This window comes from Streptomyces sp. NPDC002835 (assembly GCF_053591995.1).
The window spans coordinates 48,838-63,982 of the sequence record NZ_JBSFUW010000009.1 but is presented as its reverse complement, the minus strand read 5'-3'; the positions used below and the strand labels follow the sequence as shown (position 1 = coordinate 63,982).

Below are 15,145 nucleotides of genomic sequence, written 5' to 3'. Positions count from 1 at the left end.
CCGCGCCCACGGACACCGTGTGTGCCTCCCTTGTGACAAGAGCAGTCACGTTGCCCTTCGCGGCACGCCCACGCAGAAAACGAACCGCGATCATCAGAAAAGGGACGGACTGCGCGTGGACCTGTTCGAGTACCAGGCGAGGGATCTCTTCGCCAAGCACGGTGTACCGGTGCTGGCCGGTGAAGTCATCGACACGCCTGAGGCGGCGCGCGAGGCCACCCAGCGGCTGGGCGGCAAGTCGGTCGTCAAGGCGCAGGTGAAGGTCGGCGGCCGCGGCAAGGCCGGCGGCGTCAAGCTGGCGGCCACCCCGGACGAGGCCGTCGCCCGTGCGACGGACATCCTCGGGATGGACATCAAGGGCCACACGGTCCACAAGGTGATGATCGCGGAGACCGCTCCGGAGATCGCCGAGGAGTACTACGTCTCGTACCTCCTGGACCGGACCAACCGCACCTTCCTGGCCATGGCCTCCGTCGCTGGCGGCATGGACATCGAGGAGGTCGCCGCGACGACCCCCGAGAAGCTGGCGAAGGTCCCGGTCGACGCCAACGAGGGTGTCTCCATCGAGAAGGCCCGGGAGATCGTCGCCCAGGCCCAGTTCCCGGCCGAGGTCGCCGAGAAGGTCGCCGAGGTCATGGTGACCCTGTGGAAGACCTTCATCGCCGAGGACGCGCTCCTCGTCGAGGTCAACCCGCTGGCCAAGGTCGTGAGCGGCGAGGTCCTCGCCCTCGACGGCAAGGTCTCGCTCGACGAGAACGCCGACTTCCGCCAGCCGGAGCACGAGGCCCTCGAGGACAAGGCCGCAGCCAACCCGCTCGAGGCTGCCGCCAAGGCCAAGAACCTCAACTACGTCAAGCTCGACGGCGAGGTCGGCATCATCGGCAACGGCGCGGGTCTGGTCATGTCGACCCTCGACGTCGTCGCCTACGCCGGTGAGGCCCACGGCAACGTGAAGCCCGCCAACTTCCTCGACATCGGCGGCGGCGCCTCCGCCGAGGTCATGGCGAACGGCCTCGAGATCATCCTCGGCGACCCGGACGTCAAGTCCGTGTTCGTCAACGTCTTCGGTGGCATCACCGCCTGCGACGAGGTCGCCAACGGCATCGTCCAGGCGCTGCAGCTGCTCGCCTCGAAGGGCGAAGAGGTCACCAAGCCGCTCGTCGTGCGCCTCGACGGCAACAACGCGGAGCTGGGTCGCAAGATCCTCTCCGACGCCAACCACCCGCTGGTGCAGCGCGTGGACACCATGGACGGAGCGGCCGACAAGGCCGCCGAGCTCGCTGCTGCGGCCAAGTAAGGGAAGAGGGACTGTAGAACCATGGCTATCTTCCTGACCAAGGACAGCAAGGTCATCGTCCAGGGCATGACCGGTGCCACGGGCATGAAGCACACCAAGCTCATGCTGGGTGACGGCACCAACATCGTCGGCGGCGTGAACCCGCGCAAGGCCGGCACGTCCGTCGACTTCGACGGCACCGAGGTACCGGTCTTCGGCTCCGTCGCCGAGGCGATGGAGAAGACGGGCGCCGACGTCTCCGTCCTCTTCGTGCCGCCGGCCTTCGCCAAGGCCGCCGTGGTCGAGGCCATCGACGCCGAGATCCCGCTCGCGGTCGTCATCACCGAGGGCATCGCGGTGCACGACTCCGCCGCCTTCTGGGCGTACGCGAAGTCCAAGGGCAACAAGACCCGCATCATCGGCCCGAACTGCCCCGGTCTCATCACCCCGGGCCAGTCGAACGCCGGCATCATCCCGGGCGACATCACCAAGCCCGGCCGCATCGGTCTGGTGTCGAAGTCCGGCACGCTGACCTACCAGATGATGTACGAGCTCCGGGACATCGGCTTCTCCTCCGCCGTCGGCATCGGTGGCGACCCGGTCATCGGCACGACGCACATCGACGCCCTCGCGGCGTTCGAGGCCGACCCCGACACCGACCTGATCGTCATGATCGGTGAGATCGGCGGCGACGCCGAGGAGCGTGCGGCCGACTTCATCAAGGCCAACGTCACCAAGCCGGTCGTCGGCTACGTCGCGGGCTTCACCGCCCCCGAGGGCAAGACCATGGGCCACGCCGGCGCCATCGTCTCCGGCTCCTCCGGCACCGCGGCGGCCAAGAAGGAGGCCCTCGAGGCCGCGGGCGTCAAGGTCGGCAAGACGCCGACCGAGACGGCCAAGCTGGCGCGCGCCATTCTCGCCGGCTGACCTTTCGCACCACATGTGCGGGCCCGCACCCGGATGACCGGGGGCGGGCCCGCACGCGTATCTCCTGGCCGGCCGCGCGTACGCCCGCGCTCAGTCCGCCATCGGCGCCAGGCGCTCCGGTCCGGAGCCCGGCCCCTCGCGGAGCTTGTCGCGCAGTGACTTCTCCTTCGCCGTCAGCGTGTGCGGGCCGTGCTGCGGTCCGGGCACGCCGTCGATCTGCCGGGTCGCCGACGCCGGCGGTTCGTACTGGCGCGGGGCGGTGGCCATGGTGAAGACGGTCGCCGCCGCCATCAGCGCGGTCGCCGTGGCGACGGTCCGCGTCCACGTCCGGGCCCGGCGTTCGCAGCCGCCGCGGACGGCGGACGCGGGGGCCGTGAGCGGCTCGGACCCGGCATCGGCCAGGGCCGTCAACCGGTCCCGCAGCACGCCCGGGTCGGCCAGTTCGGGGAGCCGTTCGGTCATGGCCTCGCGCGCGTGCAGCAGACGGTTGGCGGTGGCCCGGTTGCTGGCCTCCGTCTCGGCCGCGGTCTCCGGCAGGCCGAGCCCCAGGCCGTCGTGGAGCAGCAGGGCGCGGCGGTACGCCGGGGGCAGCTCCTGCAGTGCCTCGAACAGCGTTCCCAGGGGATCGCCCCGGGGCGGTTCGTCGGGGTACCGGTGGACGGCCCGCAGCCGGTTCCAGGGGGACATGGCGTACTCGTACGCGACGGCCCGCACCCAGCCCGCCGGGTCCCGGTCCACGGCGACCTCCGGCCAGCGCTGCCAGGCGAGGTCGAACGCGTGCTCGACCGACTCGAGGGCGAGCCGGCGCCGGCCGCCGAGCAGATACGTCTGGCGTACGAGCCCCGGGGCGGCCGCCTCGTACAACGCGTCGAACGCCTCCTCCGGTCCGGGCGCGGACCTCGGCGGGACGACCGGGACGGTGACCGGGGCGGCGACAGGGACGGCGACCGCCACAGGCGTGGGTTCGGGCTCCGGCGCCGGGCCCGACGGAGCGGCCGGGTCGACCGGCGACGGCGGTTCGGGCTCCGGACCCGCGGGCGCCGGTACGGGCTCCGGGCTCGCGGGCGCCGGTTCGTCCTGCGCGGCGAACGACGCCAGCAGCCTGGCGTACGCCTCGCGCTTGCGTCCCCTGGGATTCGTCCGCCCGGTCTCCCAGGAGCGGACCGTCGCCCGGGTGACGCCGGCGGCCGCCGCGACGGCGTCCTCCGAGAGCGACGCCGCCTCCCGCAGCCTGCGCCGTTCCTTCGGAGGCGGCAGGGGAGTGCCGGATGCGGAGCGGGTGGTGCTCTTGGTCATGATGGGCCCCCAGCGGCACAGCACTCGACGAAAAAGCACATAAACGTATCTTGAGCGACACATCGGTCATTGGCCCGTTACATGGATAAAGTGCGTGTCGTTGGCAGCATGGCCGCGTGACCCAACTGACCGAACAGAGCCCCTCGATGCCGCACGCCCCGGTCGCCGTCCAGGGCGGCACATCGGTCGCGCTCGTCGCGTCGCTGGTGCGCGGCGCGACGGCCGCCGGACTGGGGCTCGGTCTGATCACCGTGTTCGTGATGGTGATGTGGATCAGCTCGCCCTTCCCGGACAGCGACCCGGGCGACGCCCTGCACGTCGCGGCCGCGCTGTGGCTGCTCGCCCACGGCACCGAACTCGTCCGGGCGGACACCCTCACCGGAGCCCCCGCGCCGATGGGCGTCGTACCGCTGCTCCTCGTCGCCCTGCCGGTCTGGCTGGCGCACCGCGCGGCGCGCGACGCGCTGGAGCCGGACCCGGGCCGGCCGAGGCCGTCCGCGTGGAGCGCGCCGACCATGGTCGCCAGCGGGTATGTGCTGGTCGGAGCGCCGGTCGTGCTGTACGTCGCGGGCGGCTCGTTCGCCGCGGACCCGCTGAGCGCGCTGGTCCACCTGCCGCTCGTGGCGCTTCTGGCGGCGGCCTCCGGGGCCTGGAGCGCGAGCGGGCGTCCGCTCGGCCCGCTGCCGTCATGGGCACCGCCGCGGCTGCGGGTCGCTCTCGCCCGCAGCCGGGTGGCCGCCGCGCTGCGGGCCGCCCTCGCCGGGGTGCTCGCGCTGCTCGCCGGTGGCGCGGTCCTGGTCGTGATCTCGGCGGTCTGGCACGGGCGGGCGGCGCACGAGTCGTTCATGGCGCTGTCGGGGGAGTGGTCGGGCCGGGCGGCGATCGCGCTGCTGGTCCTCGCGCTGCTGCCCAACGCGGCGGTCTGGGGCGCGGCCTACGGCCTGGGCCCGGGCTTCGCCCTCGGCACGGGGGCGACGGCCACACCGCTCGCCGTGACCGGCACGCCCGCCCTGCCCGACTTCCCGCTGCTCGCGGCGGTGCCGGGCCAGGGCCCCGGCACCCCGCTGCACTGGGCGGCCGCCGCGGTGCCGGTCGTCGGGGCGGCGGTCGTCGCCTGGTTCACGGTGGGCGCGGCCGCCCCTCGGTACGGGGCGCGCGAGACGGCCTGGCGGCCGGGCGGGACGGCGCTCACGGCGCTGCTCGGGGCGGTCGGCTGCGCCGGGCTCATGGCCCTGCTCGCCGCGTCGTCCGGCGGCCCGCTCGGCACCGGCCGGCTCGCCGCGTTCGGGCCCGTGTGGTGGACGGCGGGCCTCGCGGCGCTGGTCTGGACGGCCGCTCTGGGCGTCCCGCTGGCGCTGGCGCTGCGGGCCTGGCGGCTGCGGACGCCGTCGCCGGGGCGGTGGCGGGGGCTGCTGCGCCGCCGGCCCGCGGAGGCCGCCGTCGAGCCCCCGGCAACGGTGCCGGAGCCTGACCTCGGTACCGAGCACGCCGAGACCGGCGGGGCTGACGGGGCTGCCAGGGCTGGCGGGTCCGATGAGACCGACGACGACCTGTACGACTTCCTGCCGACGGAGACCTGGGCCGAACGCGGGCCCCGCCAGGACCGCTGGGCGGCGCTGAAGGAGTCCTCCGGCGGCCTGATGCCGGACTTCCCGCCCGCACCCGCCCCGCTGCCCGAGTCCGAGCCCCCGCAGGAGCCCGCGGCGGACGACGGCCCCCGGTGAGACACCACGACGGCCCGGGGCAGAGCGCACCCGGGCCGTCGTGAAAGGTTGTCACGCCTTGGAGGCTCGCTACTCCTTGACGCCGAGGATGCCCCGCAGCGGCTCCGGGAGTTCCTCGTTGCAGGCGAGCTGGCCCGACTTGGTCAGCGCGTCGTTCAGGCAGGTGTAGTAGTCGCGGTAGACGAGCTGCGCCGTGAACGACGCGGCCACGATCAGCAGCGCGAGGCTCGCCATCACCAGGCCGCTCACCGCCGACGTGATCTGCGGCCGGTTCGAGGCGGCGGGCGCGGTCCCGGGAGCCTGCGACGGCGGGGGCGGGGCGTTCGGCGGCGTGCCGCCGGTGGTCAGGGCGTCGGCGCTCGTCCGGCCCGCGGGCTTGGCGCGCAGGGAGCTGATGCTCCAGTACAGGGCGAGCGCCCCGAGCAGCAGGGCGATCTCGGGGAAGTCGAACAGCGCGAAGAAGAACGCCCACATACCCGACAGCAGGGCGTACCGGGCGCGGCGCTGAGCGGGGTCCGTCGGGTCCCAGCGCAGACCGCCGGGGCCGCCCGGACCGCCGGGCCCGCCCTTTCCGCCCGGGCCGTTCTGCCCGGAGCCCGGCCGGCCGCCGAAGCCGCCGCCCGCGGAGCGGCCGGGCTGACGGCTGCTCCACCGGCCGCCCCGGCCCGGCCGAGAGCCGCGGTCCGAGTCGTCGGAGTCGGAACCGGAGCCGGAACCGGATCCGTCGGAGGACGACGAGTCGTCGTTCGACGCGGGCCGGCGCGGCTGCCACGGCTGTTCCGGGCTGCCCTCGGGCGGCGGCGCGAAGGGGTTGTTGTCGTCCGTGGACTGGCGCTCCCGCGGCAACAGGAGGTCCGTACGGCGGCGTCGGTCCGGCATCTGGTGAACGTCTTCCCCTCGTCATGCCCGTGATCGGGTCCGTCTGGGTGCGGTCCCGCCCCCAGACGCTACCTTCCGGCCGCGGCCCCGTCCCGTGGGGGCCGTTCTGTGTGCCGGTATCGTTGCTGACGGTCGAGCTCTTCGTAGAGTTCCCCGTATCAGGGGATGCGACTCGTTTGTACGACCGCACAAAGTCGCACCGTAAGCCGCACCGTAACGCGAAAAGAGTTCTTCCCGTGGCTCCCGCCCGCCTCGTCGTCCTGGTCTCCGGATCGGGGACGAATCTCCAGGCCCTGCTCGACGCGATCGCCGCCGATCCCGAAGGCTTCGGCGCGGAAGTCGTCGCCGTCGGCGCGGACCGCGGCCAGATCGCCGGTCTCGAGCGCGCCGAGCGCGCCGGGCTGCCGACCTTCGTCTGCCGGGTGAAGGACTTCGCCACCCGCGAGGAGTGGGACGCCGCCCTCACCGAGGCCACCGCCGCGTACGAGCCCGACCTCGTCGTCTCGGCCGGCTTCATGAAGATCGTGGGGAAGGAATTCCTCGCACGGTTCGGCGGGCGCATCGTCAACACGCACCCCGCGCTGCTGCCCAGTTTCCCCGGTGCCCACGGAGTGCGGGACGCGCTCGCGTACGGCGCGAAGGTCACCGGATGCACCGTCCACTTCGTCGACGACGGCGTCGACACCGGACCGATCATCGCCCAGGGCGTGGTCGACGTACGGGACACGGACGACGAAGACGCTCTCCACGAGCGCATCAAGGAAGTCGAGCGCACGCTGCTCGTCGAGGTCGTGGGGCGTCTCGCCCGGCACGGCTACCGCATTGAGGGACGAAAGGTTCATGTCGGTGAATAAGTCGGGTACCAGGCCCATCCGTCGCGCACTGGTCAGCGTCTATGACAAGACGGGTCTTGAGGAGCTTGCCCGCGGGCTGCACGAGGCGGGGGTCGAGCTCGTGTCCACCGGCTCGACCGCCTCGAAGATCGCCGCCGCCGGGGTCCCCGTGACCAGGGTCGAGGAGCTGACCGGCTTCCCCGAGTGCCTGGACGGCCGCGTCAAGACGCTGCACCCCCGTGTGCACGCCGGCATCCTCGCCGACCTGCGTCTGGACGCCCACCGCGAGCAGCTCGCAGAACTGGGCGTGGAGCCGTTCGACCTGGTCGTGGTGAACCTGTACCCGTTCAAGGAGACCGTCGCCTCCGGCGCGAGCCCCGACGAGTGCGTCGAGCAGATCGACATCGGCGGCCCGTCCATGGTCCGCGCCGCCGCCAAGAACCACCCGTCCGTGGCAGTCGTCACCGACCCGGGCGCGTACGCCGCGGTCCTCCAGGCGGTCAGGGAGGGCGGCTTCTCGCTGGAGCTGCGCAAGCGGTTCGCCGCCCAGGCGTTCCGGCACACCGCCGCGTACGACGTGGCCGTCGCCTCCTGGTTCGCGTCCTCGTACGCGCCCGCCGACGACAGCGACTTCCCCGACTTCCTGGGCGCCACCTGGGAGCGCGAGAACGTGCTGCGCTACGGCGAGAACCCGCACCAGCCCGCCGCGCTCTACACCTCCGGCAGCGGCGGCCTCGCGCAGGCCGAGCAGCTGCACGGCAAGGAGATGTCCTACAACAACTACACGGACACCGACGCCGCGCGCCGGGCCGCGTACGACCACTCCGAGCCCTGCGTCGCGATCATCAAGCACGCCAACCCGTGCGGCATTGCGATCGGCGCGGACGTCGCGGAGGCGCACCGCAAGGCGCACGCCTGCGACCCGCTGTCCGCGTTCGGCGGCGTCATCGCCGTGAACCGCCCGGTGTCCGTGGCGATGGCCGAGCAGGTCGCCGAGATCTTCACCGAGGTCATCGTCGCGCCCGGTTACGAGGACGGCGCGGTCGAGGTCCTGGCCAAGAAGAAGAACATCCGCGTGCTGCGCGCCGAGGGCGCCCCGGCGAACCCGGTCGAGCTCAAGCCCATCGACGGCGGCGCGCTCCTCCAGGTCACCGACCGCCTCCAGGCCGACGGCGACGACCCGGCCGGCTGGACGCTCGCGACCGGCGACGCGCTGTCCGCCGACGAGCTGGCCGAGCTGGCGTTCGCCTGGAAGGCGTGCCGCGCGGTCAAGTCCAACGCGATCCTGCTCGCCAAGGACGGCGCCTCCGTCGGCGTCGGCATGGGCCAGGTCAACCGGGTCGACTCCGCCAAGCTCGCGGTCGAGCGGGCCGGTGAGGAGCGGGCGCGGGGTGCGTACGCCGCCTCCGACGCGTTCTTCCCGTTCCCCGACGGTCTGGAGATCCTCACCGGGGCCGGCGTCAAGGCCGTGGTCCAGCCGGGCGGTTCGGTCCGTGACGAGCTGGTCGTCGAGGCGGCGAAGAAGGCCGGCGTGACGATGTACTTCACGGGGACGCGGCACTTCTTCCACTGACGCGCCCGTCGGCCCGCCGCGTCGAGCGGCGGGCCGCCCCTGGTGGCCCGGCCCGGACAAGGGCCGGGCCACCGGTGCGTACGGGCACGGGCGCCGCCTGCCGGCCCTCGCGGGTCAGGTCCTCTTACGCAGTGCGCCCCAGGTGTCGGGGCCGACCTCGCCGTCGACGAGGAGCCCCTTGTCGCTCTGGAAGCGCTTGACCGCGGCGGCGGTGTCCTCGCCGAACTCGCCGTCCACGCCCGCGCTGCCGACGCTGTAGCCCCGCTTGGAGAGCATGCACTGCGCCTGCACGACGCGCTGCCCCTTGTCGCCGTAGCGGGTGATCGCGGTGCCGGAGTAGTAGGTGCACTGCGAGAGCCACGCCGGGGTGGCGGGCTCGGCCGTGGTCCTGGCCGGGCTCGGGGCCGGCGGCGCGCTGCTCGGGGCCGTGCCGCCGCCGCTGTCGGGCGTGGTGGCCGCCGACGGGGCGGGCGCGTCCTCGGCGCCGCCCCGGCCGGTCCCCGCGGAGTCGTCCGGCTTCTCCCGCGCGTCCTCCTCCTCGTCCTTGTCCTTCTTGCCCTTGTCCTTTTCGTCGTCCCGGTCCTGGCCGGCGGACGGGGAGGCGTCGGTGACACCGGGCCGCGGTGCGGCCGGGTCGCTGCCGGGGCCGGAGCTGTCCACGGCGGTCGGCGACAGGGCGGCGGAGTCGGTGCCCGCCGGGCGGGTGAGCAGAAAGACGCCCAGGGCGACGGCGCACACGGCGAGGCCCGAGCCGACCGCCAGATACAGCTTCCCGCCGCGGCGGCGGGGAGCCGGAACAGCGCCGGGCACAGGTGTGGGCGGGCCGTACGCGCCGGGCAGGGGCGCGGGTGTATAGGGCAGAGGCGTGGGCGGGCCGTACGCGCCGGGCGGGGTCGGCGGGCCGAAGGCGGGACCGGCCGCGGGGGCGGCCACCTGCTGCGTGGGCGCGCGGAAGTGGCCGGTCTGCCGGGCGGGAGCGCACTCCAGCACCTCGCAGCCCTGCTGCCGGGCGAGCAGCCGGGAGGCCAGCGGCTCCTCCCACGCCGGTGCGCACGGGCGCGCGGCGGCCGCTTCGACCAGTTGCCGCGGGGTGGGCCGGCCGGCGGGGTCCTTCGAGAGGCAGGTCGCCAGCAGGGCGGCCAGCGCGGGGTCCGCGGCCCCGAGCGCGCCCATGACCTCCGCCCTGGGCTCCTCGAACGCGACCCGGTGCATGACGTCCACCCCGGTGCCGTCCCCGAACGGGGCGTGCCCGGTGGCCGCGTAGACGATCGTGCCCGCCAGCGAGAAGACGTCGGACGCGGCGTCGCAGCGGCCGTCCCTGAGGTACTCGGGCGCCATGAAGGCGGGCGTGCCGACCCGGCTGCCCGTGGTGGTGATGGCGCTGCTGTCGGCGGCCTGCGAGATGCCGAAGTCGATCACGTGCGCGCCGCGCAGCGACAGGATCACGTTCGACGGCTTGAGGTCCCGGTGCACGACCCCGGCGGCGGACAGGGCCTCCAGCGCCCGCCCCAGCTCCGCGATCAGCCGCCAGACCGCGGCCGGTGTGAGCGCGCCGCAGTCGCGGACCGCGTCGGCGAGATTGAGACCCGGCAGGTACTGCGTGCCCATCCACAGCAGCGTGTCCTGGAACGCGGTGCCCAGCAGGGCGGGCGCGTGCGGCGCGCCGACCCGGGCGTGGACGGCGGCCTCACGCTGGAACCGCCGCCGGAACTCGGCGTCCTCCGCGTACTCGGGCCGGATGACCTTGACCGCGGCGAGCCCGGGGCTGTCGTCGGCGGGGCGCGCGAGATAGACCCGGCCCATCCCGCCGCTGCCCAGCAGCCCCAGTGGTACGTACGGCCCGATGAGCGCCGGGTCGGCGGGCCCGAGCGGGGTCGCGCCCGCCCGAGCCAGTGCGGCGTCGCCGGACGCCGGTGAGTATGGCGGCGCGGGCCGCTGGTCCGACATGAATCCCCCGTTGTACTGCTCTGCTCGGCGTACGCACCGCGACGCCTGCCGAAGAGGTTACCGAGCGGCGCCGGGCATGTGCCCCGGCGGCGTCGGGAACGAGCCATGGCCGCCGTACTGATGTAGGGCGGCCGGGGCGAGGGCCTGGGGCGCCGACGGGCGGCGGGCGGCCCCGACGGAGACGGCCGCGGCGCCGATCATCAGGCCGACGCCGGCGAGGGCGGACACCATGACCTCGTCGGTGCCGCGCTGGGAGAACATCGCTCCCCGGTCCTCGCAGGTCTCTTTCGGCCGCGGCCGCTCCTGGGTCCCCGTGTTCGTCGTGGTGCACTCGTAGCGGAAGTCGACCACGCTCCGCCAGGTGTTGTCGGGGGCCGCGACGAAGGCGGCGGCGAACATGCCGATCCCGCCGAGGAGGAACAGGATCTGGAAGACGCGGGCGACGGGATGCACGAGTGTGGACTCCACTGCTGGCAAGGCTTTCGCCCTGGGACGTTCGGTGGGCGCCGGGGGCGGGCAGAGCCGGAACGGCGCCGGGAGAACCGGCCGCGGTGGCGTCGCGCGTCACCGCGGCCGGACACGCGAGGCGTCCGAGCGCGGGGCAGGCCCCGTCGCGGCGATTCCCTCCGGTCGTGCCGACCCCCGTGGCGGCACGAAGGCGACTGTGCCGCAGCGTGGCCGGAAGCGGTACCTGAAAAGTTTCAGGGTCCGCGGCCGTCTGGGCCGCCGGCGACCGGCTATACGAAGGACTCGGGTCCGAAGCGTCCCCACGCCACGAAGCCGGCCAGGACGAGATAGACGAGGTCCGCCACCATGTACGTGGTCTCGTGACGCCGCAGGCGGGTGTACGCGGCGCCGGCCATGAGCAGCACCAGGCCGGTCGCGGCCAGCGGTGTCAGCACCGGCGCGATGTCGAGCGCGGGTGGCAGGATCAGACCCGCCGCGCCCAGGACCTCGACGGCTCCGATGGCCTTGACACCGCCCGCGCTGAAGTCCTCGACCCATCGCGCGCCGGCTCCGGTGGCGGCGATCTTCTCCTTCGGCATGATCAGCTTGCCGACGCCGGCGACCAGGTAGGCGGCGGCGAGCAGTCCGGCAATGATCCACAGCGTGAGGTTCATGAGGTTCTCCGTTGTCCGAACTCGTGGACGGCGATGAGTTGACGGCGTCGATTTCACGGCGCTGATTTCACGGCGCTGATGAGAGCGTCGAGCTGTCACCCCTCTGAGACAGGGCAGCCCGGCGGCCTGTGACAGCGGTGAACGTGATGTGCGTCACCTTCCGGGCGCCTGTCGGCGGGCCGGTGAGGCCTCGGCGGATCAGCCCCGCGCCTCGGATACCCTGCGGGACGTCGTGCCCGAGCGCCCTCGAACGGCAGGGCGGACGGGACGGGCCGGCAGGCGTGGTGGGCGAGGTGGAGAGGGGCTCTGTGCCGGGATCGACGGGTGTGACGGACGCGGCCGGCTACCGGCCCCTGCTGTTCTCCATCGCCTACGGGATGACAGGCTCCGTGGGCGACGCCGAGGACATCGTGCAGGATGCGTTCCTCGGCCTGACCCGGGCGCACCGGGCCGGGACCGCGATCGCCGATCTGAAGGCGTATCTGACCACGACGGTGACGCGGCTGGGCATCAACCACCTGAGTTCGGCGCGGGTGCGGCGGGAGACCTACGTGGGCGACTGGCTGCCCGAGCCGGTCGTCGTGACCCCCGGCCGGCCGGGGCCCGCGGAGCACGCCGAGCTGTCCGACTCGCTGTCGATGGCGTTCCTCGTACTGCTGGAGACCCTGTCCCCGGTGGAGCGTGCGGTGTTCGTGCTGCGCGAGGTGTTCGGGTACGGCTACCCCGACATGGCGAGGGCCACCGGCAAGACCGAGGTGAACTGCCGGCAGATCTTCGCCCGCGCCAGGCAGCGCATCGCCGCCGGGGAGCAGGTGCACGACAGCGCGCCGCCCCGCGAGCGGCGGGCGGAGGGCGAGGAGCTCGCCCGCCGGTTCTTCGAGGCCGCGGAGGGCGGCGACATGGACGCGCTGCTCGGGATGCTCGCCCCGGACGTGGTGCTCCACGGCGACGGCGGCGGCAAGGTGCGGGTCTTCGGCAAGCCGCTGGCCGGGCGGCCGCGCGTGGTGCGGCTGCTGCTCGGCGTCTTCCGCCGGGCCGGGAATCTGGGCATCTCCCAGCGGACGGCCCGCGTCAACGGCCGGCCGGGCGCCGTCAGGTACGACGCGGAGGGCCGCGTGGTCAGCGTGGTCGAGCTGGGCATCGCCGACGGCGTGGTCCACACGATCCGCTCGGTGGCCAACCCCGACAAGCTCGGCCATCTCGGACCGGTGTCCGACGTGGCGCGGCTGCCGGACGAGTGACCCGCCCCCGCCGTACCGGCGCCGCGCTCACCAGACCGCCGACAGGAACGCCCACAGCGTGGACCTGGACGAGCAGCTGTCGACCAGCCGGTGCGAGAGCGGCGCGTAGGTGCCCGCCAGGTTGCCCATGCTGTTCACGGCGCTGCACCCGGTGCGCTGGGCCATCCGGCGGCGGTCGTTGCCCGCGGGGGTGAAGTCCTTGCCCCGGAAGTACTCCACGTCGCGGAGCCTGCGCCCGTCCGCGATGTTGTTGAACGCCGACCGCACCGGCCGGTCGGCGGCCCAGGCGCAGGTCTCCTCGCCCGTCAGCCAGTCGTCGTCGTCCTCCCGCCAACTGCACATCTCGCCGTTCCCGTTGTGCTCGCTGAAGAAGCACACGGAGCCCTCGGGGCAGCGGTGGTACCCGTAGAGCACCTGCCCGTCGGGCCCGGTCGGGAACGACGCCTCCTTGTCCAGGGCCGCGTACACCGGCGACCCGTCGTCGTGCGTGACGTACGCGTACGTGGCCCCGGTCAGCCCCACCGCCGCCAGGACCACGGTGGCGGCGATCGACGCCAGTACGGGGTGCCGGCGCCAGAAGCGGGGGCGCAGCCTCGGCAGCCGGGTCGAGGCGGTGACGCCCGCGGCCTCCTCGACGCGGCGCAGGAGTGCGGCCGTGTCGTGGGCGGCCCGCTCCTTGTGCGTGCGTCCCAGGCAGTCGGTGACGATCTCCCGCCATACCGGGGGCAGTTCGGGGGAGAGCCGCAGCTCCTCCGCGCCCCGGGCGTAGCGGACGGCCGCGTCGCAGCGGGCGTCCGGCGAGCCGCCGGGCAGCGGGTGGCTGCCGGTGAGGGTGAGGTGGGCGAGGACGCCGAAGGCCCAGACGTCGGCCGTGGGGCGCACCCGCGTACCGCGCTCGTCGACCTCGGACCAGAGGAGTTCGGGCGGGGTGTGGTCGGGGGTGGCGAACGCGGGCGCGTAGGCGTGGGTGCCGTGCAGCTCTGCCGCCATGTTGAAGTCGGCGAGGCGGACCGAACCGTCCTTCATCAGCAGGATGTTGGCGGGCTTCAGATCGCCGTGCACCCAGCCGGCGTGGTGCAGCTGGTGCAGGCCCTCGCAGACGTGGGCCAGCAGCGCCGGATCCGGCCGGGGCGCGGACGAGTCGGCCAGCACGTCGTCCAGGGAGGCGGCGGCCTGTTCCAGTACGAGCACGGTGGCGCCGTCGAGTTCCGGGCGCTCGGGGTCGTCGACGGTCAGCACCTCGTACATGCGGATCAGCCGGGGGGAGCTCATCCGGCTGAGCAACCCGATCTCGCGCTCCGCCAGTTCGCGCAGGTGACGCAGCTGGCGAGGGGTGCGGGTGCCGGTGCAGAGGAACTTCAGCGCGGCGGACCCGGGCAGTTCACCGGCCTTCTTCCTTCCCCCGTCTCCGGAGACGTTGCGGGCCGCGTAGACGGTGGAGAAGGCGCCGGACGCGATGGGCTCGCGCACTTCCCAGGCCCCGACGCGGTAGCCGGCCGGGACGGGGACCACCGGGGTCTGTTCCGTCATCGCGTCACCCGGTGGCCGGCCGCGGTGAGCACGATCAGGTCGTCCTCGCGCACCAGGTCGAAACGCAGGGCGAGGGAGACCAGCGACTCCTTCTTGCCGTTGGCGCGCTGTCCCGCCTCCGCACTCTCCGGGCCGGGTCTCAGCCGGAGTTTGACCGTGAGGTAGTCGATGTTCCAGTACACGGACGAGCGGTTCGCCGCCGGCCAGGTCGGCCGCAGCCGCTCCACCACCTGGTCGATGGTGGGGAGCGGGGCGTGCGGCGCGCCACGCAGCCGGGGTTCGCACAGGGCGGCCAGTACGGCGAAGTAGCGCTTGGTGGGGTCGAGGGAGAACGCAGGGGCGGTGACGGCCGATCCGGGGCCGCCCCCGTGGGCCGGCGGCTCGCCGTAGCGGTGGCGCGGCGCCCACACGTCGAAGCTCAGCAGATCGCCGGCGGCGGGGAGCACCACCCGCGAGAACTCGAAGGGGACGGGCGCGTCCAGCCGGCCCGGCGCGACCTTGACGTGCTCCCCGGCGCCCTCCGGGTTCTCCACGACGTACGTCTGCCGCGCGCTGTGGTTGCTGAGGATCCAGAACGCGCCCTGCGCGGTGATCTCCCCGGCGTTCCGGGACACGCCGTCGTGGCTCAGTACGAGGCCGGAGGCGGGCGCCTCCCGGCCGAAGACGATCCGCTCACCGGGCGCGATCCTGAGGTGTTCACCCGGTCCGTCGCACTCCGGCGGCACGATGATGATGCTGTACATGACAGTCCTCCCCCGGTCCGCGTGTCAGCGTATGCGGTACGGCCGACGGCGCCGA

13 protein-coding genes are annotated in these 15,145 nt (G+C 73.5%); 6 read left to right on the top strand and 7 right to left on the bottom strand.

The features are described from left to right. Window positions 1-115 precede the first annotated feature (115 nt). Window positions 116-1,297, top strand: coding sequence for an ADP-forming succinate--CoA ligase subunit beta (gene sucC, locus ACWD01_RS12315; protein ID WP_356895340.1), 1,182 nt, complete (start codon window positions 116-118; stop codon window positions 1,295-1,297). Window positions 1,298-1,318: 21 nt separating this feature from the next. Further along, window positions 1,319-2,203: a succinate--CoA ligase subunit alpha gene (sucD, locus tag ACWD01_RS12310; protein WP_451160838.1), complete on the top strand. Its 885-nt coding sequence runs from the start codon at window positions 1,319-1,321 to the stop codon at window positions 2,201-2,203. 90 nt (window positions 2,204-2,293) lie between these two features. On the opposite strand, the gene ACWD01_RS12305 is transcribed toward sucD, so the two are convergent. Continuing rightward, complete coding sequence (locus ACWD01_RS12305) at window positions 2,294-3,499, bottom strand: sigma factor-like helix-turn-helix DNA-binding protein (protein ID WP_451160836.1); 1,206 nt, start codon at window positions 3,497-3,499, stop codon at window positions 2,294-2,296. 116 nt (window positions 3,500-3,615) lie between these two features. Between ACWD01_RS12305 and ACWD01_RS12300 the strand changes: the two genes are divergently transcribed. Next, window positions 3,616-5,223: a cell division protein PerM gene (locus ACWD01_RS12300; RefSeq protein ID WP_451160834.1), complete on the top strand. Its 1,608-nt coding sequence runs from the start codon at window positions 3,616-3,618 to the stop codon at window positions 5,221-5,223. A gap of 69 nt (window positions 5,224-5,292) precedes the next feature. Here ACWD01_RS12300 and ACWD01_RS12295 read toward each other — a convergent pair whose 3' ends face one another. Continuing rightward, window positions 5,293-6,102, bottom strand: a complete 810-nt coding sequence (locus tag ACWD01_RS12295; protein WP_451160832.1) for a hypothetical protein — start codon at window positions 6,100-6,102, stop codon at window positions 5,293-5,295. A gap of 236 nt (window positions 6,103-6,338) precedes the next feature. Here ACWD01_RS12295 and purN point away from each other — a divergent pair, with 236 nt between their 5' ends. Both purN and purH read left to right on the top strand, forming a co-directional pair. Continuing rightward, entirely contained in the window at window positions 6,339-6,956 is a 618-nt protein-coding gene (purN, locus tag ACWD01_RS12290) for a phosphoribosylglycinamide formyltransferase (RefSeq protein ID WP_451160830.1), read from the top strand. Next, entirely contained in the window at window positions 6,943-8,508 is a 1,566-nt protein-coding gene (purH, locus tag ACWD01_RS12285) for a bifunctional phosphoribosylaminoimidazolecarboxamide formyltransferase/IMP cyclohydrolase (RefSeq protein ID WP_451160828.1), read from the top strand. The genes purN and purH overlap by 14 nt, the downstream gene beginning before the upstream one ends. Window positions 8,509-8,622: 114 nt before the next feature. Here purH and ACWD01_RS12280 read toward each other — a convergent pair whose 3' ends face one another. The 3 genes from ACWD01_RS12280 to ACWD01_RS12270 all read right to left on the bottom strand — a co-directional run bounded on the left by ACWD01_RS12280 (window position 8,623) and on the right by ACWD01_RS12270 (window position 11,576). Next, window positions 8,623-10,455 (bottom strand): protein kinase domain-containing protein, encoded by a 1,833-nt coding sequence (locus ACWD01_RS12280; protein WP_451160826.1) that lies wholly within the window; start codon window positions 10,453-10,455, stop codon window positions 8,623-8,625. A 57-nt stretch (window positions 10,456-10,512) separates the two neighbouring features. Beyond that, complete coding sequence (locus tag ACWD01_RS12275; protein WP_451160824.1) at window positions 10,513-10,923, bottom strand: hypothetical protein; 411 nt, start codon at window positions 10,921-10,923, stop codon at window positions 10,513-10,515. A 269-nt stretch (window positions 10,924-11,192) separates the two neighbouring features. Then, entirely contained in the window at window positions 11,193-11,576 is a 384-nt protein-coding gene (locus ACWD01_RS12270; RefSeq protein ID WP_451160822.1) for a DoxX family protein, read from the bottom strand. 308 nt (window positions 11,577-11,884) lie between these two features. On the opposite strand from ACWD01_RS12270, the gene sigJ reads away from it, so the two are divergent. Continuing rightward, the gene (sigJ, locus tag ACWD01_RS12265) at window positions 11,885-12,817 is read left to right on the top strand and encodes an RNA polymerase sigma factor SigJ (protein ID WP_451160820.1); all 933 of its coding nucleotides are present in this window, start codon (window positions 11,885-11,887) and stop codon (window positions 12,815-12,817) included. A 27-nt stretch (window positions 12,818-12,844) separates the two neighbouring features. On the opposite strand, the gene ACWD01_RS12260 is transcribed toward sigJ, so the two are convergent. Continuing rightward, window positions 12,845-14,347 (bottom strand): protein kinase domain-containing protein, encoded by a 1,503-nt coding sequence (locus ACWD01_RS12260; protein WP_451160818.1) that lies wholly within the window; start codon window positions 14,345-14,347, stop codon window positions 12,845-12,847. Further along, window positions 14,344-15,090: an FHA domain-containing protein gene (locus ACWD01_RS12255; protein WP_451160816.1), complete on the bottom strand. Its 747-nt coding sequence runs from the start codon at window positions 15,088-15,090 to the stop codon at window positions 14,344-14,346. Before ACWD01_RS12255 ends, ACWD01_RS12260 begins: the two co-directional genes overlap by 4 nt. Between the last annotated feature and the right edge of the window lie 55 nt (window positions 15,091-15,145).

What these genes read in the sequence shown, in the direction of transcription:
- ACWD01_RS12295 (WP_451160832.1), bottom strand. Translation starts at nt 6,102, where the DNA reads ATGCCGGACCGACGCCGCCGTACGGACCTCCTGTTGCCGCGGGAGCGC.
- purH (WP_451160828.1), top strand. Translation starts at nt 6,943, where the DNA reads ATGTCGGTGAATAAGTCGGGTACCAGGCCCATCCGTCGCGCACTGGTC.
- ACWD01_RS12260 (WP_451160818.1), bottom strand. Translation starts at nt 14,347, where the DNA reads ATGACGGAACAGACCCCGGTGGTCCCCGTCCCGGCCGGCTACCGCGTC.
- ACWD01_RS12280 (WP_451160826.1), bottom strand. Translation starts at nt 10,455, where the DNA reads ATGTCGGACCAGCGGCCCGCGCCGCCATACTCACCGGCGTCCGGCGAC.
- ACWD01_RS12270 (WP_451160822.1), bottom strand. Translation starts at nt 11,576, where the DNA reads ATGAACCTCACGCTGTGGATCATTGCCGGACTGCTCGCCGCCGCCTAC.
- sucD (WP_451160838.1), top strand. Translation starts at nt 1,319, where the DNA reads ATGGCTATCTTCCTGACCAAGGACAGCAAGGTCATCGTCCAGGGCATG.
- ACWD01_RS12305 (WP_451160836.1), bottom strand. Translation starts at nt 3,499, where the DNA reads ATGACCAAGAGCACCACCCGCTCCGCATCCGGCACTCCCCTGCCGCCT.
- ACWD01_RS12255 (WP_451160816.1), bottom strand. Translation starts at nt 15,090, where the DNA reads ATGTACAGCATCATCATCGTGCCGCCGGAGTGCGACGGACCGGGTGAA.